The 21,513-nt window shown below is 64.9% G+C and carries 23 protein-coding genes and 2 pseudogenes; 14 read left to right on the plus strand and 11 right to left on the minus strand.

Annotation, left to right across the window (positions count from 1 at the left end; translation table 11 throughout):
• The first annotated feature begins 50 nt into the window (after nt 1-50).
• The 6 genes from QK287_RS11800 to QK287_RS11825 all read left to right on the plus strand — a co-directional run bounded on the left by QK287_RS11800 (nt 51) and on the right by QK287_RS11825 (nt 6,505).
• The gene (locus tag QK287_RS11800; protein WP_282360174.1) at nt 51-464 is read left to right on the plus strand and encodes a very short patch repair endonuclease; all 414 of its coding nucleotides are present in this window, start codon (nt 51-53) and stop codon (nt 462-464) included.
• A 371-nt stretch (nt 465-835) separates the two neighbouring features.
• Nucleotides 836-1,618: a hypothetical protein gene (locus QK287_RS11805; RefSeq protein ID WP_282360175.1), complete on the plus strand. Its 783-nt coding sequence runs from the start codon at nt 836-838 to the stop codon at nt 1,616-1,618.
• Nucleotides 1,619-1,621: 3 nt separating this feature from the next.
• Nucleotides 1,622-2,935: a hypothetical protein gene (locus QK287_RS11810; RefSeq protein WP_282360176.1), complete on the plus strand. Its 1,314-nt coding sequence runs from the start codon at nt 1,622-1,624 to the stop codon at nt 2,933-2,935.
• A complete protein-coding gene (locus QK287_RS11815; protein WP_282360177.1) occupies nt 2,932-4,821 on the plus strand; it encodes a DEAD/DEAH box helicase in 1,890 nt (629 codons plus the stop codon). The genes QK287_RS11810 and QK287_RS11815 overlap by 4 nt, the downstream gene beginning before the upstream one ends.
• 116 nt (nt 4,822-4,937) lie before the next feature.
• Nucleotides 4,938-5,762, plus strand: coding sequence for a DUF3883 domain-containing protein (locus tag QK287_RS11820; protein ID WP_282360178.1), 825 nt, complete (start codon nt 4,938-4,940; stop codon nt 5,760-5,762).
• Between the two features lie 299 nt (nt 5,763-6,061).
• Complete coding sequence (locus QK287_RS11825; RefSeq protein ID WP_282360179.1) at nt 6,062-6,505, plus strand: hypothetical protein; 444 nt, start codon at nt 6,062-6,064, stop codon at nt 6,503-6,505.
• Nucleotides 6,506-6,536: 31 nt separating this feature from the next.
• On the opposite strand, the gene QK287_RS11830 is transcribed toward QK287_RS11825, so the two are convergent.
• The gene (locus tag QK287_RS11830) at nt 6,537-8,117 is read right to left on the minus strand and encodes an alkaline phosphatase D family protein (protein WP_282360180.1); all 1,581 of its coding nucleotides are present in this window, start codon (nt 8,115-8,117) and stop codon (nt 6,537-6,539) included.
• Between the two features lie 172 nt (nt 8,118-8,289).
• Between QK287_RS11830 and QK287_RS11835 the strand changes: the two genes are divergently transcribed.
• Together QK287_RS11835 and QK287_RS11840 are read left to right on the plus strand one after the other, a co-directional pair.
• On the plus strand, nt 8,290-9,462 hold the full coding sequence (locus QK287_RS11835; RefSeq protein WP_282360181.1) for a DUF6226 family protein: 1,173 nt from the start codon (nt 8,290-8,292) through the stop codon (nt 9,460-9,462).
• Nucleotides 9,463-9,483: 21 nt separating this feature from the next.
• A complete protein-coding gene (locus QK287_RS11840; RefSeq protein WP_282360182.1) occupies nt 9,484-10,692 on the plus strand; it encodes an acyltransferase in 1,209 nt (402 codons plus the stop codon).
• A 7-nt stretch (nt 10,693-10,699) separates the two neighbouring features.
• On the opposite strand, the gene QK287_RS11845 is transcribed toward QK287_RS11840, so the two are convergent.
• The 3 genes from QK287_RS11845 to QK287_RS11855 all read right to left on the minus strand — a co-directional run bounded on the left by QK287_RS11845 (nt 10,700) and on the right by QK287_RS11855 (nt 12,249).
• On the minus strand, nt 10,700-11,104 hold the full coding sequence (locus QK287_RS11845; protein WP_282360183.1) for a VOC family protein: 405 nt from the start codon (nt 11,102-11,104) through the stop codon (nt 10,700-10,702).
• 38 nt (nt 11,105-11,142) lie between these two features.
• The gene (locus QK287_RS11850) at nt 11,143-11,565 is read right to left on the minus strand and encodes a helix-turn-helix transcriptional regulator (RefSeq protein WP_282360184.1); all 423 of its coding nucleotides are present in this window, start codon (nt 11,563-11,565) and stop codon (nt 11,143-11,145) included.
• Between the two features lie 261 nt (nt 11,566-11,826).
• Nucleotides 11,827-12,249 carry an ASCH domain-containing protein gene (locus QK287_RS11855; protein ID WP_282360185.1) on the minus strand — a complete coding sequence of 141 codons (423 nt, stop codon included), beginning with the start codon at nt 12,247-12,249 and terminating at the stop codon, nt 11,827-11,829.
• 181 nt (nt 12,250-12,430) lie between these two features.
• On the opposite strand from QK287_RS11855, the pseudogene QK287_RS11860 reads away from it, so the two are divergent.
• Both QK287_RS11860 and QK287_RS11865 read left to right on the plus strand, forming a co-directional pair.
• Nucleotides 12,431-12,508 (plus strand): annotated as a pseudogene (locus QK287_RS11860) (VOC family protein); the annotation flags it as partial.
• Nucleotides 12,509-12,707: 199 nt separating this feature from the next.
• Nucleotides 12,708-12,980, plus strand: coding sequence for a hypothetical protein (locus tag QK287_RS11865; RefSeq protein ID WP_282360186.1), 273 nt, complete (start codon nt 12,708-12,710; stop codon nt 12,978-12,980).
• A gap of 261 nt (nt 12,981-13,241) precedes the next feature.
• Here the strand turns inward: QK287_RS11865 and QK287_RS11870 are convergent.
• Nucleotides 13,242-13,627 (minus strand): annotated as a pseudogene (locus tag QK287_RS11870) (heterodisulfide reductase-related iron-sulfur binding cluster); the annotation flags it as partial.
• Between the two features lie 198 nt (nt 13,628-13,825).
• Here QK287_RS11870 and QK287_RS11875 point away from each other — a divergent pair.
• The gene (locus QK287_RS11875; RefSeq protein WP_226774996.1) at nt 13,826-14,146 is read left to right on the plus strand and encodes a putative quinol monooxygenase; all 321 of its coding nucleotides are present in this window, start codon (nt 13,826-13,828) and stop codon (nt 14,144-14,146) included.
• A 21-nt stretch (nt 14,147-14,167) separates the two neighbouring features.
• Here the strand turns inward: QK287_RS11875 and QK287_RS11880 are convergent, their stop codons facing one another.
• From QK287_RS11880 to QK287_RS11890, 3 genes are all read right to left on the minus strand, one after another.
• Nucleotides 14,168-15,049 carry a F510_1955 family glycosylhydrolase gene (locus QK287_RS11880; protein WP_282360187.1) on the minus strand — a complete coding sequence of 294 codons (882 nt, stop codon included), beginning with the start codon at nt 15,047-15,049 and terminating at the stop codon, nt 14,168-14,170.
• A gap of 84 nt (nt 15,050-15,133) precedes the next feature.
• Entirely contained in the window at nt 15,134-15,751 is a 618-nt protein-coding gene (locus tag QK287_RS11885) for a DUF305 domain-containing protein (protein WP_282360188.1), read from the minus strand.
• A 133-nt stretch (nt 15,752-15,884) separates the two neighbouring features.
• The gene (locus QK287_RS11890; protein ID WP_282360189.1) at nt 15,885-16,379 is read right to left on the minus strand and encodes a hypothetical protein; all 495 of its coding nucleotides are present in this window, start codon (nt 16,377-16,379) and stop codon (nt 15,885-15,887) included.
• Nucleotides 16,380-16,633: 254 nt separating this feature from the next.
• On the opposite strand from QK287_RS11890, the gene QK287_RS11895 reads away from it, so the two are divergent.
• The gene (locus QK287_RS11895; RefSeq protein ID WP_282360190.1) at nt 16,634-17,011 is read left to right on the plus strand and encodes a VOC family protein; all 378 of its coding nucleotides are present in this window, start codon (nt 16,634-16,636) and stop codon (nt 17,009-17,011) included.
• A 73-nt stretch (nt 17,012-17,084) separates the two neighbouring features.
• Here the strand turns inward: QK287_RS11895 and QK287_RS11900 are convergent, their stop codons facing one another.
• Both QK287_RS11900 and QK287_RS11905 read right to left on the minus strand, forming a co-directional pair.
• On the minus strand, nt 17,085-18,350 hold the full coding sequence (locus tag QK287_RS11900) for an NAD(P)/FAD-dependent oxidoreductase (RefSeq protein ID WP_282360200.1): 1,266 nt from the start codon (nt 18,348-18,350) through the stop codon (nt 17,085-17,087).
• 50 nt (nt 18,351-18,400) lie between these two features.
• Complete coding sequence (locus tag QK287_RS11905) at nt 18,401-18,766, minus strand: TfoX/Sxy family protein (protein WP_226774991.1); 366 nt, start codon at nt 18,764-18,766, stop codon at nt 18,401-18,403.
• A 314-nt stretch (nt 18,767-19,080) separates the two neighbouring features.
• On the opposite strand from QK287_RS11905, the gene QK287_RS11910 reads away from it, so the two are divergent.
• On the plus strand, nt 19,081-19,284 hold the full coding sequence (locus QK287_RS11910) for a cold-shock protein (RefSeq protein ID WP_024365339.1): 204 nt from the start codon (nt 19,081-19,083) through the stop codon (nt 19,282-19,284).
• Between the two features lie 272 nt (nt 19,285-19,556).
• Here QK287_RS11910 and QK287_RS11915 read toward each other — a convergent pair whose 3' ends face one another.
• Complete coding sequence (locus QK287_RS11915) at nt 19,557-20,450, minus strand: glucose 1-dehydrogenase (protein ID WP_282360191.1); 894 nt, start codon at nt 20,448-20,450, stop codon at nt 19,557-19,559.
• A 308-nt stretch (nt 20,451-20,758) separates the two neighbouring features.
• On the opposite strand from QK287_RS11915, the gene QK287_RS11920 reads away from it, so the two are divergent.
• On the plus strand, nt 20,759-21,067 hold the full coding sequence (locus QK287_RS11920; protein ID WP_282360192.1) for a hypothetical protein: 309 nt from the start codon (nt 20,759-20,761) through the stop codon (nt 21,065-21,067).
• Nucleotides 21,068-21,513: the final 446 nt, after the last annotated feature.

Consider the following 21,513-nt stretch of genomic DNA (forward strand, 5'->3'; position numbering starts at 1 on the left):
TACCTTGAAGCGGGCTGGTTCGGAAGGCTAAGGCGGCATAGGTTGGCAGAGTGGAAGATTCTTGGGCCACAACGCCTGCCACCAGGAAGGCGATGCAGGGTAACCGTTCCCGCGATACGAAGCCGGAACTGGCAGTTCGACGCATCCTTCACGCCGCAGGCCTGCGATACAGAGTGAACTTTCGGCTACTTCCGGGACTCCGAAGAACCGCCGATATAGCCTTCACTCGTGCCCGCATCGCCGTCTTCATCGATGGGTGTTTCTGGCATGGTTGCCCGGTCCATTACCGCGCGCCCAGATCAAACGTTTCGTACTGGAGTGCGAAGGTCGCCCGAAATCGTGAGCGGGACCTAGAAACGACAGAACACCTTGTCTCCGCAGGATGGACCGTCCTCCGGTTCTGGTCTCACGATGATCCGCTGATGGTGGCTCATCAGATTATGGACGCGCTCAGAGGCCTCTGACCGATTTCCCGACAATCGAACATGGCAGCGGCCACTTGGGGCTGCCTCCACTTCTCTGGAAGGATGTGTCCGTTCGAGCATGCGTTGGCTGCACAACGGCTAGGTTCTAGTACCCGACATGGGGCAGCGCGCCAAGCCAACAAAGTGCGTGGGCTGGAACGATGCGCCATCGATTTGGACCACAGTGTGCGTCCTTGCACACATTTGTCCGTATTCACAAGATAATGAGCAAGCAACGTGATCAATTGGGGGAGGGACATGATTCTGGTTCAGGGTGCCCGCGTCACCGCTGAGAGGCGACAAGTGTGAGTGCCGAGACAGCTGCGCCATGCCGTCACGTCGGGGCACCGCCACCAGCCGTTGTCGAGCGCGTGAGTTTAGCGATCCAAGGTCTGGCGGAAGACGCGAGCTTTCTAGCCAAACATGGGATCTCGCCGGCTGAGTACGAGATGGCTCTTCCGTCCGCGGTCGAGTCGTTGCGCGGCAGCATGAGCGCAAGCAACGCAGATCGTCGCCAGTTTCTTGGCCGGCTCTTCGAGCGTTTGGTGGGGGAGGGGCTGGTGACTAGCGTCACGACACCTTCTTACGGATCAGACACCGTTTACCGGCTTGCGGTTCCAGGGGTCGGCTTAGTTGCGGTGATTCAGAAGGGCTGCCCGGATGGGGCACACAGCAGCGTTCGCTGGACAGTGCCTGACTGGGCCGATGAAACGTATCTCTGGTGGCTGTGCTCCAGCACGAAGGCGCACCCTGGCGAGCACATTTCAAAGGGGGTGAATCGTCTGCGTCAGCGTTTCTTCTCCGAGGTGCGTGATGTGCTCGACGGCGTCATCTTTCACAACGAGTTGTGCGGGGGATCAGGTCGGCCCTGCCCAAAGCAGGCCAAGTCCGTCGACCTTGCGGGCGTTCCGACGCCGCCGCCGTGCATATACGTGATGCCTCAGCGGGGAGATGACTTGGACGACGACTGGAATTGGAGCGGAACGCGCCGCACGGCGTTCCCGTCGGTGCTCCTGCAGGCGTTCGGCATCGCACCGCCAGAGGTGGACTCGTACGTTGGCTATGTCGGCTTTCAGCGTCGAGGAAACGGTAATCTCCGGACAACCATCACTTCAAGATTTGGAGCCGGGCGCTCCACGACGTTTAGGAACTAAAGAATGACCAATCCATTCCTTGATCAGGAACGAGCCAACTTCATCGAGGCGAGGGCACTACTCGGTCGCGTCCACGTTCCCGCATGGCCCCGTCAGTCGAAGGAACTCGACCTTGTGGAACTCGAGGCCGACTGGGTTCGCTTCTCCACGATGAACCACCGGACGAGAGCCGAACAGCTGCGTGAGATCGCCAAGACCGGGAGGTCCGACCTTTTCACCGCAGATCCCCTTGGGCCGACAGCTCAGGACGCCCAGTACGCGATCCTTCGGGGCCAAGAAGGATTCCCGGAGCTAAAGCAAGATCTCCGAGATCGCGGGCAGCAAGATCCTGCCATCACCACGGCCGACGGCGTGCTCATCAACGGCAACCGACGCACCGCCGCGCTCAGGAGCCTGTTCACGGATGATGATGTTCCCGGCGCTCGCTACGTGAAGTGCTTGGTCTTGCCGGCCGACGCGACACCAGCCGAGCTGGTTGACCTTGAGACCGAGTTGCAGGTTGCGCGGGATTTTAAGCAGGAATATGCCTGGATCAACGAGGCTCTCCTCATCGAAGAGCTGTACGAAAGAGAAAATAAGGACTTCGGCCGCGTCGCGACCCGGATGCATAGAGAGATTGCTGACGTTCGATCCCTCTACGAGAAGCTGCAGCACGTCCATCAGCTCGTGGGCCTCTCCAAGGGGGCGAGGCTGCACATCGACTTCAACGTGAACGAGTCCGCGTTCGACGAGCTGGCGAAGCATGTCAAGAACAAGGCACCGGCGGAAGCAGAGTCCGTCCGATCGGTCTACTTCCTCGGAACGCTCGCAAACGTAAATTACCGGAAGTTGCGCAATCTGCGACGTGCCGACGCCGCCCAGCTTGTTAGCCGGGAACTGGAGTCCGACCCGTCACTCATTCAGCTCATCAGGACCGTCGGCGACAGCCTTCCGACCACGGGGGCGGACATCTTCGACGATGTCTTGGGTGAGGCTCCCACCCCTGGGCCGCTGAACGGCTTGCTTTCCTTTCTCGCTCAGAAGCGCCCTGAAGACACGGTGACCCTTGAAGGTGCGGGTTCGGTCGCCGCTCAAGCGATCCTGGAGACGGTTCGGAGTGCGATCACCGCGGCAGCCGATGAGGCCGAAGAGGATCAGAGAGACCAAACGGCGATCACGGCCCCTGTCTCCCGGACCGAGAAAGCGATTGCGGAGCTCCAGCGGGCATTGAGCGCATTGCCCAAGGCCCGCTCCTTCGTAGAGTTCGACGAGAACGCGATGGGATTGCGGATCAAGCAAGTGCGAGCCCTTGTTGAGGAATACGAGGGCAGCATTTGATCTCCATCGAGCTCCTTGACACGGAACGTCCGACCATCGTCATCGCGCGGGACTCATCACCGGGTGGAGGCGCCTGGGCGCACCTTCAAACACTCCTTTCGCGGGGCGTGGTCGGTGGTTCGAAGGACTCCATCGAAGTTCGCGCCGAAGTATTCCTGGCCGAGCTATCTGGCGTGCGGGAGGTCAGGATCTTCTTCGGCGAACAACTTGTGATTCAGCCTCGGCTCACAGCACAGTTACAGTCCCTGGCCGCTGACCGCAGGGCCCGGGAGAGGGCCATTGAGGAGCCGGTCTCGGCAGAGTCAGCCTCGGCACTCGCCCAGGAGTTGCGAGAAAGCGGCTTTAAGCGTGAGCTGCGGGCGTTCCAATTGGACAACTTAGCTTCAATACTTCGCCTTCCGCACGGTGCCGACTTCTCAGTTCCCGGAGCCGGCAAGACGACGGTTGCGCTTGCCGGACACACCCTTCACCGAGCAAGGGGAGAGGTGAGTCGCCTGCTCGTCATCGCCCCCATCGCAGCGTTTCAAGCATGGAAGGATGACTCTCGGGAGTGCATCGAAGTAGCCCCACACATAGCGGTCCACGGCGGACCAGGCTCTGTAGTTCCCGTAAACACGGACATCCTTCTGACCAACTACAATCGCGTGGCGGCCGACTACGACCGCATCCGCGACTTTGTTTCCAAGGCTCCAACTCACGTCATTCTCGACGAAGCTCATCGCATCAAGCGTGGTTCCCTCGGGGTCCATGGCCGGGCGGTACTGGACCTGGCCTATGTCGCCAAGCGACGGGATGTGCTCACCGGTACCCCTGCACCGCAAGGAGCCTTTGACCTAGTAGCGCCCATGCGCTTTCTCTACCCAGGACAGGATCGACAGATTCTTCCTGCTGACGCCTATGTCGAGCAGAGGGGACGTGACGAGGACGTTCTGGTGGAGACGAGCGCTGCCATCGCGAAGTACTTCGTGCGGACGCCCAAGTCGAGTCTGGGACTCCCTGACCCAGTCTTCAATGTTGTGCAGGAGCCGATGGGGAGAATCCAGAGCGCGATCTATGACGCCCTCGTTGGCCGGTACCGCGGCACTTTTGCGCTAGCGAAGGAGTCTAGACGCGAGTTCAACCGGATCGGGCGTATCACCATGTATCTGCTGGAAGCGGCGGCGAATCCAGCTCTGCTCGTTGCCGGATCCGATTCCGCTGATGAGGACGGATTCACCCATCCGCCCCTTCCAGTTCAGGGCGACGAAGCCCTTGGCCACCTTCTCGCGGAGTATCGCGAGTTTGAGAAGCCGTGGAAGTACGCCTATGTGAGGGACACGGTACAGAAGGCAGCGGCGGCCGGTGAGAAGGTGTTGGTGTGGTCCACCTTCGTTCGTAACATCCGGGCGCTGGCCCGTGAGTTGGGCGACTTCAACCCGGCCGTTGTCCACGGGGGCGTTCCCACGGAGGACGGGGCACCGCCTGATGTGGTGACTCGTGAGGCTGAGCTTGACAGGTTCCGGAACGACCCGGACTGCAGCGTACTGCTGGCCAACCCCGCTGCCTGCGGTGAAGGTATCAGCCTGCATCACTGGTGTCATCACGCCATCTACCTCGACCGGACATTCAACGCTGGCCACTTTCTGCAGAGCCAGGACCGCATTCATCGCCTGGGGCTGTCGAAAGACGTCGAGACGCGTTTCACGCTGCTTTTGAGCGAGAACACTATCGATCAGACTGTGGATGAACGTCTTCGAGACAAGGTGCGGGCGCTTTCGAAGCTCATGAACGATCCCGGCCTTGTTCGTGTCGCGTTGCCAGAATCAGACGAGGTCCACGACGAACGCCCCGCATTCGAAGACGACCTTTCTGCGGTGGCTGCTCATCTGAGTCGTGGCGGTGCGTAGTGCTTCCCACGCACGGCGCGGCTTCAGGCATCTTCCTTCTGGCTAACGCAGCAAGGCATCGGAGTCACCCCGATGTTGACGCATGGACTGCTGCCGCTCGGGGCCGGAGCTCATTTATGGCGGGGGCAGTAGATCTCGACGGGTGTGCACAGGGAATCCTCCGGTTGGGCCTGGTCAAGATCTCAGACACAGTTCGGCTCGATCAGGTGTTGTCTGCCCTGTCAGAACGAGCGGACCGCCCCACATTGATCGCCATTTCTTCTTTGTTGCTCAGATTGGATCCACCACCATGGATATCGCTGGCCGTGCGGGGCGGGACGGTGTTTCGTGAATATATTCCGTCGGATGACCTCCGTGACTTGGAGTGGCTGGAACCATATCTGGACCAGCTGCTCGTCGAGGCGGCTTCAGGGCTGGCTAGGCACTATCTGGAACCCTTGCGCGAGGCATTGGGCAGGGCAGGAGAGCTAGTCGTTTTAGCCGCGGCTGCGGAGGCTGGTTATTTTGCGCTGCATGTTGCTGATGTCTCGAACGCCTACGGCTACGACATTGAGATTCATACGCCGTCCAAGCAGAGACTTGAGGTTAAGAGCACGACAAGCGCGAGTGAGGGCACGTTCCACCTAAGTCGCAATGAATTTAACAAGTGCCGTCAGTACGGGCGTGAATGGCGTCTGGTTCAAGTGACCTTCGATTCGTCGGTCTTCACCGATGAGTCGATATCTGCTTCGCATGTCTTGGGCATTAGGGAGCTCGGTGGGAGAGAATTGTTAACTCTCGTCCCTCCCGACAGCGCCACTTTTCGATGGACAGACAGCGCGGTCATCCATCCACCTATAGACTCCTGGAGGCCGTCCGAACTCCAAGTTCCGGTGAGTCTCCGATTGCCGGGCATCAGAGAACTTGCAGGGAGCCGCGGCAGCCAGCCGGCGACGAACTGAGAACCTCGCTCGATCTCCCGCGCGGCCGCCGAGGCAAGTAAAAGCAACTGAAGAATAGCGCCCTGGAGCGGATTTCTCCACGGAAGGGAGGGCCCATTGATTCGTCTAGCTGTACTGAGCCATTAGGTTGGTGACACTCGGTTGACGGGGGAAGCCTTTGGTCGCGCAAGTTCAGTTCCCAATCATGAGCTTCTTCTATGCTGTCGCATTAGATCCATCCAAGCTCGCATGCAGCGAGCCACTGATTGACGACTGCTATTTGTTCTACCTTCATAACGGTCGGGCTACCCCGCTACTACATGGGCTTTCTCCGCGGCGCAAAGAATGTCCATCAGCTCATCGGGATCGCACCCTCCAACCACGGCACCGAAGGCGTGATCGTCCCGCAGCCGGGCGCCGTCCCTGATCCCAACTACACCGGCGCGGGCTGTGCCGCCTGCGCCGACCAGCAGGCGGGGTCGCCCTTCATGCAGAAGCTCAACTCCATCGGCGACACCGTGGCGGGACCCTCCTATACCGTCATCTCCACGGTGCACGACGAAGTGGTCATTCCCTACAACAGCCAGTTCCTCAGCGGGCCGGCGCGGCAGGTCACCAACATCACCATCCAGGACAAATGCCCGGCCGACGCCTTCGAACATGACCAGACGCCCAACAACCCCGTGGTGCACCAGCTTGTGGCCCACGCACTGGGCAGGGTGTCCGGGCCCGCTGATCCCGCCTACCAGCCCACATGCATCTAGTCGTGATTGGCGTCGGGCCGGGGGACTGCCGCTACTGCAGCCCCGGCACCCCGTCCCGAATCGCGAACGAAGCCTTCGTGCTGACCGGGGCTCCCGGCGTCGTGACGTAGTCCAGCGTCCGGAAGTCCGCGGTCATGGCGTCCTTGGTGATTCGGGTGTTCACGTAGCCGCGGTTGTCGTTGTAGAACTTCAGGTGCGGGTTCCAGGCCATGGTCGCGTCCGTCGTGGAGCCTGAGCCATTACCGGTGGACGAGATCGACGTGCACACCAGCTCCGAACCCACCACGGGTGACGCCGGGTCCTTGTAGTCCACCTTGACGTCGTTGGCCCAGTTGCGGTGCACGTCGCCGGTGAGGACCACGGCGTTGCGCACCTTGGCGTCCACCCAGCCCTGGGTGATCCGGCGGCGCGACGCGGCGTAGCCGTCCCACCCGTCCATGGAGACGTCGTCGATCTCCGGCGCCTTGTCCCGGTCCCGCTCGGCGAAGAACACCTGCTGGCCCAGGACGTCCCAGCGCTGGGTGGAGTTCTTGAACCCGTCCAGCAGCCACTTCTCCTGCTCCGCGCCGGTGATGGTGCGGTCCTCGGCCAGGCGCCCGGCGATGTTCTTCTGCCAGCCGTCGCCGGCGAGCTGGTCGTCCCGGTACTGCCGGGTGTCCATCATGTGGAAGTTCGCCAGCTGGCCCCACTGCAGCTTCCGGTAGATCTTCATGTCGGCACCCGCCGGCACGGAGGAGGCCCGCAGCGGCATGTTCTCGTAGTACGCCTGGAACGCTGCGGCGCGGCGCTGGCGGAAATGTTCGGTGGTGTCGTTCAGCTGACCGGCATCTTGGTTCTCCGGGACCTCGTCCGCCCAGTTGTTATCCACCTCATGGTCATCCCACACCACCAGCCACGGCGCCACCGCGTGCGCGGCCTGCAGATCGGCGTCGGCCTTGTACTGGGCGTGCCGCTGCCGGTAGCCGGCCAGGTTGACGGTCTCCGGGCCCGCATGGTCGCGCGGGTTGCCGCCGCCGATCACATAGCTGTCCTTCTTGTACTCGTACAGGTAATCGCCCAGGTGCAGGACCAGGTCCGGGTGGTCCTGCGCCAGCCGCGCGTAGGCGGTGAAGTAGCCGTGCTCGTACTGGGCGCAGCTAGCGAACGCCATGGCCAGCGCCGCCGGCGTCTCGTGCGGCGCCGGGCTGGTGAGCGTGCGGCCCACCGCGCTGACGTGCCGGCCGGTGCGGAACCGGTAGAAGTATTCGCGCCCCGGGCGCAGGCCCTTCAGCTCCACGTGCACCGAGTGCGCGGTCTCGATCCGGGCGTGCTCGACGCCGCGGGCTACCACTTTGCGCATGCCCGCGTCCTCCGCCACTTCCCAGGCCACCGCGACGTTGCGCGACGGCATGCCGCCCAGACCGTCCCCAGCGATGGGGTCCAGCGCCAGCCGGGTCCAGATCACGAAGCCGTCCGGCCACGGCTCGCCGGAGGCGATGCCCAGCTGGAACGGATCGGTGCGGAGGCCGGCGTCGTCCGCGGTGGAAACGGCGACGGCGGCACCCGGCCAGGCGGCGACGAGCCCGGCCCCGAGGCCGGCGGAAAGAACGGATCTGCGTGAAATGTTGTCCATGCCTCCGACCGTACGGAGGGTGGTTGGACAAGTCTTGTGGACCATGTGAATGACTAGTTAACTGTGTGACAAAACCTGTTGACCCGTTGCCCTCCGCTAAGCGGGCTTGGGACTGCTCCCGCACAAAGGCGAAGTCTCGGCCCCCGCGGTCCTTCCGGCTAGGATCGGCGCTATGGGGATCAGCGAGGACATCTTCGAAGGGCAGCCCGCCGACATGCCGGAGCCGATGCCGCGGCGCACCGCACTGTACCGGCCAGGACCGGGCCCGGCCGTTGTCCGGCACCTGGGCGGGTACGCCCCGTTTATGGAGTTCAGCACCGCGCAGGGAATGCGGCCCGAGGAGCTGGCGTCCGACCCGGAGCGGCTCATCGGGTTCCTGCGCACGTTCGGCTCCGGGATTGCCATCGACAGCACGCTCCAGGCGGCGGCGGCCATCTTCGCCGGGAACACCATCGCCGCGCTCCGGCCGGACGCGCAGTGGAACGCCTACGAAGGGGCCGCTCCTACGGTCGGAAACCGGGACCGGCAGTACGAGGTTTCCCGCCTGCTCGAGGGGCTGCGCGGCGCCGACGACGATGCGGTCCGCGGGCTCATCGCCGCCCTGCTGGACTGGGCCCGGGACGATCCGGACGAGCCGCCGGCACGCCCGCCCGTACCGGTATCCCTTGCAGCGGGGCAGCCCTGCTACGTCCGGCCGGACCTGCCGGTGACCACCTACTACTCCAGTGACGGGACGCCGATTCCGTACGGCCGGCACTGGGGTGCTGACGGACCCGACCAGGATACGTACAGCGTGGACAGCCACCCGGAGCGTTTCGCCGGGCTTCACACCGTCGCCCGTGCGTTGATCGAGCATCTCACCGCCGTGTACGACGTCGACGCCCAGGACGATCCGGCCCATGCCGGGGAGCTGCTGATGCAGGGGCCGAGCGTCCTGCAGGCCGTCAAAATCATCCCGCGGGATCCCGACGCCGCGTCCCTGACCTTCGTGTTCACCGGGTACCCGGGTGTGATGGTGCATGCCGGGGTGCTGCATGACTTCCCGTTTCCGGTGTGCGGCTGTGATGCCTGCGACGAAACAGTGGAAACAACAGCGGACCGTCTGGAGCGGCTGGTGCTCACGGTCGCGGCCGGCGGATACAGCGAACGCTACCCGGTGGGCCGCCAGCGGTGGAGCGAATACGCCCTGACTGCGTGGGACGGGTCCGGTTCCGAAAGTGGACGGGGCGAACCCGGCCCGGCCGCCGAAGATCGCCTGCGCGACGCCGAGGTCCGGCTGCGGGAGGTGGCCGGCGGATGGAGCCCGTGGCCGCTGCGCGACGGGAGCGCGACCCCGCCAATATAACGAACTGGTAACGTAGAGTGAATGCTTTCGAAGTCTGGTCAAACACGAGTCACCCAACTGGACGGCCTCCGGGGGATCGCCGCCCTGCTAGTAGTCGCCTGCCACGTGGTGTCCACACTGCCGGGAATCGGGGGCGTCTTCAGCAACCGGGCCGTGGATCTCAACACCGCCGAGACGTGGGCGGTCTTCTCTCCGCTGCATATCCTCTGGAACGGAACACCGGCGGTGCACGTCTTTTTTGTCCTCTCCGGCTTTGTCCTGGTGCTGCCGTTCACCAGGCCCGGCGCGGTCCCAAGCTGGGCGCAGTACTACGCCAAGCGGTTCTTCCGCCTCTACCTGCCGGCCTGGGCGTCGCTGGCCGCAGCCGTGGCGTTGATTGCGATGATTCCCCGCACTGCGTCACCCCTGCAGAGTGCCTGGGCGGACATGTACGTGGTCAACCCCACGGTGGTGCAGGTCCTCAAGGACGGTCTGCTGATGCTGAACGCAAGCACCATCAACACCCCGCTGTGGTCGCTCAAATGGGAGGTCGCGTTCTCCCTGCTGCTGCCGGCCTACGTCTTCCTCGCCCTGCGCTGGCGGCGCGTGTGGTTCGTGAAAATCGGCCTGGCCTTGCTGCTGGCCGCGGTAGGCGGCGTGCACCACATGGACGCGCTGATCTACCTCCCGATCTTCGCCGTCGGGGCCGTCCTCGGCGTGGAACGGGAGCGGATCCGGAACCTGACCCGGTCCTGGCCGCGCGCCGCCTGGTTCCTGGTGGCCGCCGTCGGCCTCTTCCTGGCCAACGCGGAATGGGTCAGCCGCGAGGAACCGATCCCCGGCGTCGAGGCCCTGGTGACCGTCGGCGCGGCGCTGATCGTCCTGCTCTTCGTCTCCTGCGGCGCGGCGAAACGGCTCGGCGACTCGGCCGCGGCCCAGTGGCTGGGACGGGTGTCCTTCAGCCTTTACCTGGTGCACCTGCCGATCATCCTGGCCGGTGTCACCTTGTTCCGCTCCGTCTCGCTTCCCCTGGCGCTCGCGATCTCCGTGGCCGCCTCGTTTGCGGCGGCCGAGCTCTTCTACCGGTACGTGGAACAGCCCGCCCACCGGCTTTCGATGGCCGTGGGACGCGCCGTCGGACGCCGGATCCGTCAGAACGACGACGGCCGGGACGCCGCGAGCCGGGTGCCCACGCCGGCGGGCACCCGCGTTGGGGCCATGGCAGAGGCGGCGCCGGGCCGCCGCCGGTAGGGCGGGGTTAGGCAGCCTGGTTGAAACGCACCATGTTCCCGGACGGGTCCCGGAATGCACAGTCGCGCGGGCCCCACGGCTGGACGATAGGTTCCTGAAGCACTTCGGCACCGGAGGCCCGGACCGACTCGAACGTAGCGTCCAGATCGTCCGTGCGGAACACCAGGATGGGGAGGGCGCCCTTAACGAGCAGTTGCTGGAGGGCGTCGCCGTCGTCCTGGGAGCGGCCGGCATGCGGGACGGACAGCACGAGCTCCAGATCGGGCTGGGCGGCGCTGCCGAGAGTGACCCAGCGCTGCCCGTCCGAGCCGACGTCGTTCCTGACGTCCAGGCCGAGGACGTCCCGGTAGAAGGCGAGGGACCCATCGAGGTCGTTGACGGTGATCTGTGCGTATTGCAAGGAAATGTTCATGCCTCCCACGCTAGGGGAGCGGCTGCGGCGGCGCTTCTTCAATCCTGCTCGGTTTGCACTCTCTGCTTCCGGGCGGGCCGCGTGCGCAGCCGGGCGATGCACAATGGCATGGCCTGCACCGCGTCGTGCTGCCGGGAACGATACTCGCTGGGGGGCATGCCGACGATCTCGGTGAACCGCGAGCTGAACGATCCCAATGAGGTACAGCCCACCTCCATGCAGGCATCCGTCACGCTGGCGCCGGCCCGCAACAACGCCATGGCCCGTTCGATCCGCCGGGTCATCAGGTAGTTGTACGGCGTCTCGCCGTAGGCGGCCTTGAACCGGCGGGAGAAATGTGCCGGGGACATCAGGGCACGGGCGGCCATCGAGGGCACATCCAGCGGCCGGGCGTAGTGGCGGTCGATCAGGTCCCGCGCCCGGCGCAGCTGCGCCAGGTTGGCCAGCTCCTGCGGTGTCATGCGGTAATTCTAGCCGCGCAGGCCCCGGGGGATGCGGGTTTTCCGGCGGGCTCCGCTGGCCTCCGCGCGCGCCATCCATCCGCCCTTCTGCGGGTGACTATTGGGCGTCCACGGCTTCGATTCCGTCCAGGATGAGACTAAGGCCGAACTCAAACTCCGCCCCGAAGTCATAGCCCGGTTTGAGGAACCTTGGGGCGGCAACTCCCGACCGTTCCTGAACTCCTTCAGTGCTCCGCTCGGCGCCGAGAGCCAAGGAACGCCTTAGAGCAGTTTTACGACGCGGAAACGTTCGAGCACTATCTCCGTGCCGTCGTCCACAACGAACGAAGCATCGCCGAGGTAGCTGCGCATCTCCGCGCAGTCCCAGAAGCTTTGATGTTCGGCCCGCCACTCGGCCAGGGACGAATATCCTTCGCCTTCGTCGCGGGCATGCTCCCATGAAACGGCGGCCAGCGGGACGACTTGGACATCTGTTATTTCGATTACCGCAACGGCTTTCTCAGCCGAATCGATGACCACGTGCCGGGCACCAACCTCCGGCAACGGTTCGTCATCCACCCGGTACTCCGCCGCCAGGGCCGCCGTCGTGGTTTTACTGCCATCGACGACGGCGGATACGAGCAGTTCGCGTAACGGCCCAGGGAAGGCGAACTCAGCGCGGGGCAGGTCATTGAATTCGTTCACGTCGTCATTGTGTCCGCCCCGCCTGCAGCCGGCAAGTCCTGCCAGCGGCCTTGGCAACTTCCCTGCCGGACCTCGCCCGAATCTCAGCCGAGGCAAGCCTCGGCTGAGGCGAACCGCCGATGAAGGGTCCACGGAACCCTGCCGTTCCCATAGGCATCCGGCTACGGAACTCCGTCTTGAAGTGGTGCAGGTGCCCCTTTCCGATGTGGACCGGGCCAAGGCCTTTTACACGGACCACTTCGGTTTTCACTTGGACCATTGGGGCCCCATTGAGGCGTGCACCGCCAGCAGGGTCAGCTGGATTTCCCCACCATACCGATGTGAGCTGCCAAACGTGGGGAGATTCAGCGGGCGGCAGCTGCATCACCGGCGCGTGGCCGGCTCGGGACGCCTGCGGTCATCGGTTCGTCCCGGAATGCCGGAGACTGGAAGCCTCAACCAGTAAAGGCGGAACCCCCTTGATCAATCTCCAACAGGACGTAGACGGCTTCATTCGGATGCCGCGGCACTTCCCGGACGGCGTCGCCATCACCATCACGTTTGCGGACGGCACCGCTGAGGCGTTCTCCGGGGCGCAGTTGAACCAGGCCTATGACGCTGCTTTGGCTGACTATCGGGCCAAGAACAACCTGGACGCCAAGGGCTTCTCGCGGGCGCCCCGGACCAAAACGAACACCGGGAACAAGATTGAGTTTGTGCCCGTCCGGCCCGGCATGGGCTCCGCGCAATAAAACAGCGCTCAGCCGAACAAGTACGTCCCCGCGCACCGCGACCATCGTGGCCACGCCCCGCTCGGGGCCTGCGATGCCCCGGACGCCCATCCGGTCGGGTTGACGGTGGACCTACCCGTCAGGTGCAGGCCGGCATGGAAGTGGGACCACTGTGGGAGGTGCAACCATCGCAGAACCTGCGGCCCGCATTCGTAACGCGGGTATGACAGGAAGCGAACCGTCGCCGGCGCACCCCTGAGGGTAGGCGCACGGGGAAGTTGGCTAGCGGGTCCGTTCCTCGAGCAGGTCCAGCACATGCTGGTACTCGCTGCCGGTGGCCCGTGTTATGCCGAGCTCACACGTCCGGTTGCAGGATGCGTGTGCCGTGGCGCCCGTCGCAGCCACCTTGGCTGTCTGCTTCCGGGTGGCCGACGCTGTCAGCTCCGGGTGCAGCATGCCGCGGTCACCGGCGAAAGCGCAGCAGCCCCAAGTCTCCGGGACCTCCACACCCGTCCGGCTACGGCCCCGGCCACGGCGGTCAGTGCCGGGCCCAGGCCCAGCCTGGTCGAGGAACACGTGGGATGCAGGGCCAGGGATTCCAGTTTCTGGTAGTGCGGCAGCTGGGGCAGGATCCGCTCGGCCGCGAACGCGACGGCGTCGAGCACGCGGGGAGCTGGTTTGACGCGGACACCAGCATCTCCTTCGATCGTGTGACGGGAGCCACCCCAACCTAGGGCGGTTCCCGGGCACTTTGCGCCGGGGATTACCACCACGTGATAAGCCGTCTTGGCTTGGCGGCCGCAGCCAGACAGACTATTGGGGTACCGCACTGTAATCGTGCCCCCGAGCCGGAAGGCAAAAAGCGAATGATCTTCATCGTCGTCAAATTCAAGGTCAAGCCCGACTGGACCGACCGCTGGCTGGACCTGACCCGCGACTTTACCGATGCCACCCGCCAGGAACCCGGCAACCTCTGGTTCGACTGGTCCCGCAGCGTGGAAGACCCGAACGAGTTCATTCTCGTCGAGGCGTTTAAGGACGACGCCGCGGGGGAGCACGTCAACAGTGCGCACTTCACCAAGGCCATGGCGGACATGCCGCAGGCCCTGATGGAGACCCCGGAAATCATCAGCGAGAAGATCGAATCCAACGGCTGGGGCCGGATGGGCGAACTCACCGTCAACTAGCCGGCGTCCACGCCCGCGGGATCAGCCCGCATGGGCTGGCCGAAAGGTGGTTCCGCCGTCTGCGGAGCGAACCAGGCCGGCAGAGGTGGCGGCCCAGACCTGGAGGGTCCCGTCCGCTGCAGCGGCTGCGGCAACGGCGTGGACCTGGCCGGTGGGTGTTCCCCGCTGCTGCCAGGAAACACCTTCGTCGGGGGAGTAGTACACAGTCCCGCCAGGGGCGACGCCGACTGCCTCACCGGTGTTGGCGAACGCGGCGAACTGGATCACCGGGGCCGTGGTGCCCGCCGTCCAGGTGCTCCCGCCGTCGGTGGAACGCTGGATACCTTCTTCTGTGGTGGCCAAAACAGTGTCGCTATTGGGATTGCCGGCGAGGGCAAACGGACTAAAGTCTGCGCCGACGGTCCGCCACGCAATGCCATCGGTGCTGGTCCGAAGCGTCCCGTCATAGGCGACAATGCCGGACTTCGTGGCGGCCAGGGCATGGAAGTCTGACTCATTCTGTCGCGAGAGTTGCTGCCACGTCCTGCCGCCGTCCGTGGTCTTGATCAGGCCGAGCGGGCTGGGCAGGTCCGAGCCGGCTTGCGGGTGCCCGGAGGCGTAAAACACGCCCGGGTCTGAGGCCTTGGTGTAACCCATCAGGTCATGCGAGGGCCCAATCTTCGCGGCAGGAATGCTGGAGACGTCGAACAGGCCATCATGTGTGGCCAGCAACACTTGGCCGGTGTCGCCGTCGACGCTCAGGCCATGAACGTGCGCGTCCGGAAGCCCGGATGCGGCACCGCTGGCGGCGGACCGCGGCGCGTCGGGCGGGGTGGACGTGCAGGCGGTCAGGGCAAGGATCACGGTTGCTGCCGCGACGGTGGCGGCGGACGTCCGGATACGGGCGAGGGAGGGGGTGGTCATCAAAAAACTCCAGTCAGCAGGAACTCAAGAGTGGGCGGACGGCGACGCCGGTCCTTGGCAGGGCTCGACGCCGCCGGATCCTGCTTAGATGCCGCCCAGCAGGGACTGCATCTCCTGGATCTCTGCCTCCTGGGACGAGGCGATGTTCTTGCCCAGGGCCAGCGCGTCAGGGTTTTGGCCCTCCGCCATCTGAGTTTTGGCCATTGCCACGGCTCCCTCATGGTGGGCGATCATCTGCGTCAGGAACAGCCGGGCTGCCTCAGATCCCTGCGCGGCCTTGAGCTTGTCCAGCTCTTCTCCACTCATCATGCCAGTCATGCTGTGTCCTGCGGCCATCTCCGAGGGTTCGTTCCACGCCGACAACCAGCCGGTCATCGTGCTGATCTCCGGGGCCTGCGCCGCCTTGATTTTGGTGGCCAAGGCAGTGACCCGAGGGTCGATGTCCTGCTTGCCGAGGATGATGTCACTCATCTCCACGGCCTGGCTGTGATGCGGGATCATGCCTTGGACAAACATGGTGTCTTCCGCGTTATGAGCCGCGGTGTCCATCGGGGCCGCGCTGCCCGGCATATCGGACGCGCTGTGGCTCATCTCCGGCATGGTGCTTCCGGCAGTTCCGGAACCGGAAGTTCCGGAAGCGCAACCTGCCAGGGCCACTGTGGTTGCAACCAGGGCAGCGGAAAGTGTCAGTGATTTTTTCATGGGAATTGGGGTCCTTCAAGATCGTTGTGGGAACAACGCTGGGCGGAACAGTCGCCGGCCAGCAGTACAGGCCCGATCAAGGGGCCTACGGCAAAGGGGTCCGCGCCGGTGAAGCAGTCGCGGGGCAGTGCCTTTACGTCCGGCTGATGCAGAGGTCCCCGGGCGAAGGAGCCCCGGGCAGATACACGTGGCGGCAGGCGGACCCCTGGTACGGTGGGCCGGCGTCGCCGAAGACGGTGGTGCCCGGCAGCGGGGCCGCGAGCGAGGCCTGGCCCGGCAGCGGAATACAAGCCGGGTCCATGCCCGACATTTCGGCGCACCCGCCCGGTCCGAAGCAGGAGGCCTCCTGGCAGCCTGAGTCGTGACCAGCCGCGGTGCGGGATGCGGCCATGTGCGACGGCGGCTGTTCCGCGCTCGGTGTCGCGCCGGCGTCGTGGCCGGTATGGCTCCCCGCCGGTGTTGGGGCTGAACGGAGTTCCGCGGTGTGGGTGGAGTCGGATGCGGCCATGGAGTGGGGGCCAGCCATAAGGTGCATCCCGAAGATCCCGGCCAGGAGGGCCAGCAGGCCCGCCATCATGCCTGCGCGCCGAAGGAAGCCCGAAGTTCGGCCTAGCAATGCGGTGAACATGGGGATTCCTCCTTCCGGTCCGAATCGCGGTTATGTACTACTGCAACAACACCGAAGCAGCGCCGGTCAGCAGCGCCGGTCACGCCCCACGATGATACCCCGGCGGGGTATGGCTCGGCAATCGGCGGCGCCGTGCCGGGCGCGGAGCGTGGACGCTTTGCCTGGATGCCTTGGCGTGGGCGCGAAGCACGGTTGCCATCGGCACGCGGTATCGCTTCGGGCCCGGCAGGCTCTGCTCACGTAGGGTGGCGCTTATGGAACTCCGTCTTGAAGTGGTGCAGGTGCCCGTGTCCGACGTGGACCGGGCCAAGGCCTTCTATGTTGACCAGCTTGGCTTCGGCCTGGACCACGATGTTGAGCACATCCCGGGAATGCGGGTGGTGCAATTGACCCCGCCGGGTTCGTCCTGCTCCATTGTGATCGGCACCGGCATGACCGGTATGGTCCCGGGCAGCCTTGAGGGCCTCCAGCTCACGGTGCCGGACATGGCGGCGACCCGCACCGAACTGCTCCGCCGCGGAGCCCCCGTCAGTGATGTCCAGGACCTGGGCGGATTCGCGTTCGCCTATTTCAGCGACCCGGACGGAAACCGCTGGGTGATCCAGGAAATCCGGCCCCAACACGGCGCCTAGCAGCCCGCCGCGCCCGTCGCCGGAGCGCGGTATGCCCCGGCGGGCGTGGAGGGTGCCAGTCTGCCCGCGAGCCTCAGCGCGCCGCGATGTGCTCCGCGATGAAGGCGGCGTCCCGGCCCACGCCGGAGAGCAGCGCCGAACCATGCCCGGTGAGCCAGGGCAGCCCCACCGCATACAGCCCGGGGTACTCAGTGACACCGCGGTGATGCCGCGGATAGCCCCACTCATCCAGGACAGGGAGATCCAGAATACTGAGGTCCAGCCGGTACCCGGTGGCCCACAGCACACTCGTGATGCCCTCGGCGGCGAGGTTGAGCCGGCTGTGGGCGGGAGGGAGCCAGTCATCGGCGGCCCGGGGTTCGGCGGCGGGCGCCTGGATTCGGGCCGCCGTGATGTAGGCGTCGATCATCGGCTGGAACCGCTGGCCGAATGCTGCCTCCACCTGCGCCAGGCGCTCGGCAAGGTCATCGCTGACGACGAGGTCGCCGTCGTCGACTCCTTCCAGATGCCCGTGCAGTCGGACCCCGCGCCGGCCCAGTTCGCGCAGGTGCAGGTCGTGGCCGCCGTCGACTCCCGAGACCAGCGGATTGCACGCAAACCTGGCCTTCGGGGAGGGCAGTTGCTCCACCTGGAGACCGTTCAGGCCGACGTCGGGGCCGTGCCGGGCCAGCTCCATCAGCCAGCGGATCACGTCCTGGCCGCGGTACCGGCGCGGCGCCTCCGGGCAGGTGGACACGGCCAGATGGACCAGCCGGCCGGCGGCCAGCAGCTCCTCGGCGATTTGTCCGCCGGACTGCCCGGTCCCAACGATAAGCACCGCGCCGGCGGGCAGCTGCTGCGGATTCCGGTACTGATGGGTGTGAAGCTGCCGGACGTGCCCGGGGATGTCCTTGGCCAGTGCCGGGATTCGGGGGACCTGGTAGGCGCCGGTGGCCAGCACAACGTTCTCAGCCCCCCACGGCCCGGCGCTGGTCTCCACGTGGAAGCCGCCGCGATCGGGTGCGATGCGGGTAACGGCGGTGCCGGTGCGGACCGGAACGCCGGCGGCCTGCGCGTAACGCCGGAGGTACCCGATCACCTCGTCCCGGGGCAGGAACGCCTCCGGATGAGGGCCCCCGTACGGCATTCCCGGCAGGTCCACCGAAAAATTCGGCGTATTCAGGAAAAATCCGTCCCACCGGTCCTGCCAGGCGCCGCCTAGTTCCGCGCGCTGCTCCAGCAGTTGATGCCCGACGCCGGCCCGGCCCAGGCAGTAGCTGATGGCCAGCCCCGCCTGCCCGCCGCCGACCACCAGGGTATTTACATTGCGATTCGGCTCCCCGGCAGTCGCGGTCGCGATATCTGCGGCCTGGACCGGCACGGCCTGGACCGGCACGGCAGTTCCGCCGCCTAGTTCCGGGCCCGCGGGGGCTTTGGCGGTTTCGGCGGCAACCCGGAGACGTGGGAATATGCCTTCGCCACCCACACTCCGGTGCTGTCGCCGTCGTCCTGCCAAGCTTCGGGCAAGCCGCTGTAGTCACGCATCGGCCGTTCCGGGGGTCCGTAGGGCACTGTGCGCTGGTTCGCCTCGAGTTCGGCGCGGTCGGGCGCTGACAGCTTTACGCCCAGGACCGGGCCGAACAACCCCGCGAACATGTTGCCGTTGACGAATGCGCCCAGGTTCCCGAACATGGGCCGCACCACGACGTCGGGGTGCGGCGGCAGCACGGAGCGGAAGCGCTCCTTGTCATTCTCGGACGGTTTGGGCATCTGCATGTGAACTCCCGGTCGCCTCGGGCTCCGCGTTTCAGGCGGGACGTCCCTGCAGGATATGCCCGTTCCGGAACGCGGTCGAGGCCTCCGGGCAAGGTCGGGGCCACCTTCCCGGGACGTGCTGTTGGCCGTGGTGGTAATCCGTCGCGGAAATCTCCTGTAAGGTTGTTCTTGTTGTTGTGTTTATGCAGTTCGTAGTTCAGGCAGTACGCAAGGTTGTAAGACCTTGTTCTTCTGAAGCAGCGGTTTTGAGCACCCCACACAGGAGGACCCGAAAGTCGGGACTTTTCCTCCACCTTCACGAAGGACAAAAAATAATGGCTACTGGTACCGTCAAATGGTTTAACGCTGAAAAGGGCTTCGGCTTCATTTCCCCCGATGACTCCTCACAGGACGTCTTCGCACACTACTCCGCGATCGCCTCTTCCGGCTTCCGCTCCCTCGAAGAGAACCAGAAGGTCTCCTTCGAAACCGAGCAGGGCCCCAAGGGTCCCCAGGCCGTAAACATCCAGGCTCTCTAAGACTTAGCTTTTAGCTAACTCTTCACGAGTCCGGAACCGTAAGGTTTCTAGCAGGGTCCGTCATTGACGGGCCCTGCTTTTGTTTAACCCGGGTGTGCCGCATCCCAACTGACTCGCAGCAGGTGTCGTTTTGAGCCCCCAAAACGACACCTGCTGCGAGTCAGTTGGGGGCCACCGGGGGAGCGGACTGCCGCCGTCAAAAACGGGCCCTCCCGCCGCAGCTTAGCGCTGCAGGGAAGGGCCCGTCCGGGTGTAGCCGCTCCAGGCTGCGGCTACGGCGTCGGCAGTCCGCCGTTGACGTTCAGGGTTTCACCGATCACATAGCTGGACTCAGCCGAGGCGAGGAACACATACGCCGGGGCCAGCTCGGCCGGCTGGCCGGCGCGGCCCAGCGGGGTTTCCTTGCCGAACTCCGGCAGATCCTCGGTGAGCTGCCCGCCGCTGGGCTGCAACGGTGTCCAGATCGGCCCCGGCGCCACGGCGTTGACCCGGATGCCCTGGGGTGCGAGCTGCTGGGCCAGGCCCTTGGTGAAGTTGTTGATCGCAGCCTTGGTGGAGGCATAGTCCACCAGGGTCTCCGAGGGGCTGTAGGCCTGGATCGAGGTGGTGTTGATGATGCTCGACCCGGCCGGCAGGTGCGGCAGGGCCTCTTTGGTCAGCCAGAACATGGCATAGACATTCGTTTTGTAGGTGTGGTCGAACTCGACGTCGGTGATGTCGCCGAGCGCCTTCTGCGCCACTTGCTTGCCGGCGTTGTTGACCAGGATGTCCAGGCCGCCGAGTTCCTGCACGGCAGTAGCCACCAGATCACGGCAGGTGGCGGAGTCCTTGAGGTCCCCCGGGACCTTGACCGCCGTGCGCCCTGCCTTTTCGATCAGCTCAGCGATCCGGCTGGCGTCTTCCTCCTCTTCGGGCAGGTAGGACATTACGACGTCGGCGCCTTCGCGGGCGAACGCGATGGCCGTGGCGGCGCCGATGCCGGAGTCCGCGCCGGTGATGAGCGCCTTGCGGCCCTCCAGCCGGCCGGTGCCGCGGTAGCTGTCCTCGCCGAGGTCGGCCTTAGGCGTCATGCGGGCGTCCAGGCCGGGTGCAGGCTGGCTCTGCTCGGGCGCAGTGAGCGTCTCGTAGGCTGTTACCGGGTTTTTGAAGGTGTACTGGTCAGTCATGATGCTCCTCCGGATGGCGGGTCCCAGCTGGGGTGTTTCCGCTGCTTGTCTCCTGGCGCGGACGCTTGCACGCCGCGCACATGCTAAGCATGCTTAGCATCAACCCTAGCCAAGGCGTCGGTTCCGGCGCAACGCGCGCCCCGGCCACGTCGCCCCGGGCCGCCGTCGGGAGCGACGGTCGTGCCGCTCCGGAAAAACAAAGGCCGGCACGTCCTGGCGTCGCCCGGCGGCAAGATGATCGACGGCGGCCAGCCCCGTGGGACTGTCCCGCCGAGCCAGCGGTTTCCCCGGCCGAGGAGTCCACTGCGTTGATAACGGATCTTGTGGTCCGCCGGCTGCTTGACGGATCGACGCCGCCGTGGGCACTGCGGGCCCGGATCATCGCGGACATGCTGGCCGGGGCTGATCGGGGCGGGATTGACCGGGGCGGGGTTCCGGGTAGAGGACGGCAGTCCGGTCCCGTGGACGTTCCCCGCCACCTCTATGCCAATGTCAGTTGGATGTTCGATAACCTGCAGCTGGAAGTTCCGGAACGCACGCTCAGTGGGTCGCCGTACGTGACCGACGGCGGCCCGAAGATCCTGCCGCAGGTCCAGCGGCTGCTCGTCGGCGGGTGAGGCCCGGGCAGGTCCGCCGCGTGGTGTGACCCGGTACACAGGGGTGGATTTCCGGGCTGTGGGTGCTGGGCGCGGCCGCAGGGGGCTTGGTTTGCCCGCCGTGGCGGGGTTTTTGGGGGTGTGGGGGTGGTGTGGGGGGTGGATTTGTGTGGGGGTCTGGTGGCGTGTAGAGTAATTCGAGTCGCCGCCGCTGTTGCGGAGAGTTTGCGACCGACCCCCTGATAAACGGCCTGTGATTATGGCGCTTTTTTGAGTGCGTGTTGCGGGTGGGGACCTTCCGGAGTGTTTGTGGATCGCAGGAATGCTGATTTGCAAAGGGTTCCGGTTTCGGGTAAGTTTGAAAAGTTGCTCCGGAGCGATCCATGGCTGTTTTGGTTGTGGTGGTGCCGGGTGTGTCTGTTGTTTGAGAACTCAATAGTGTGCCAAGTTTGTTGATACCAATTTAT

The organism is Arthrobacter sp. AL05 (assembly GCF_029960715.1).
Classification (GTDB): Bacteria; Actinomycetota; Actinomycetes; order Actinomycetales; family Micrococcaceae; genus Arthrobacter.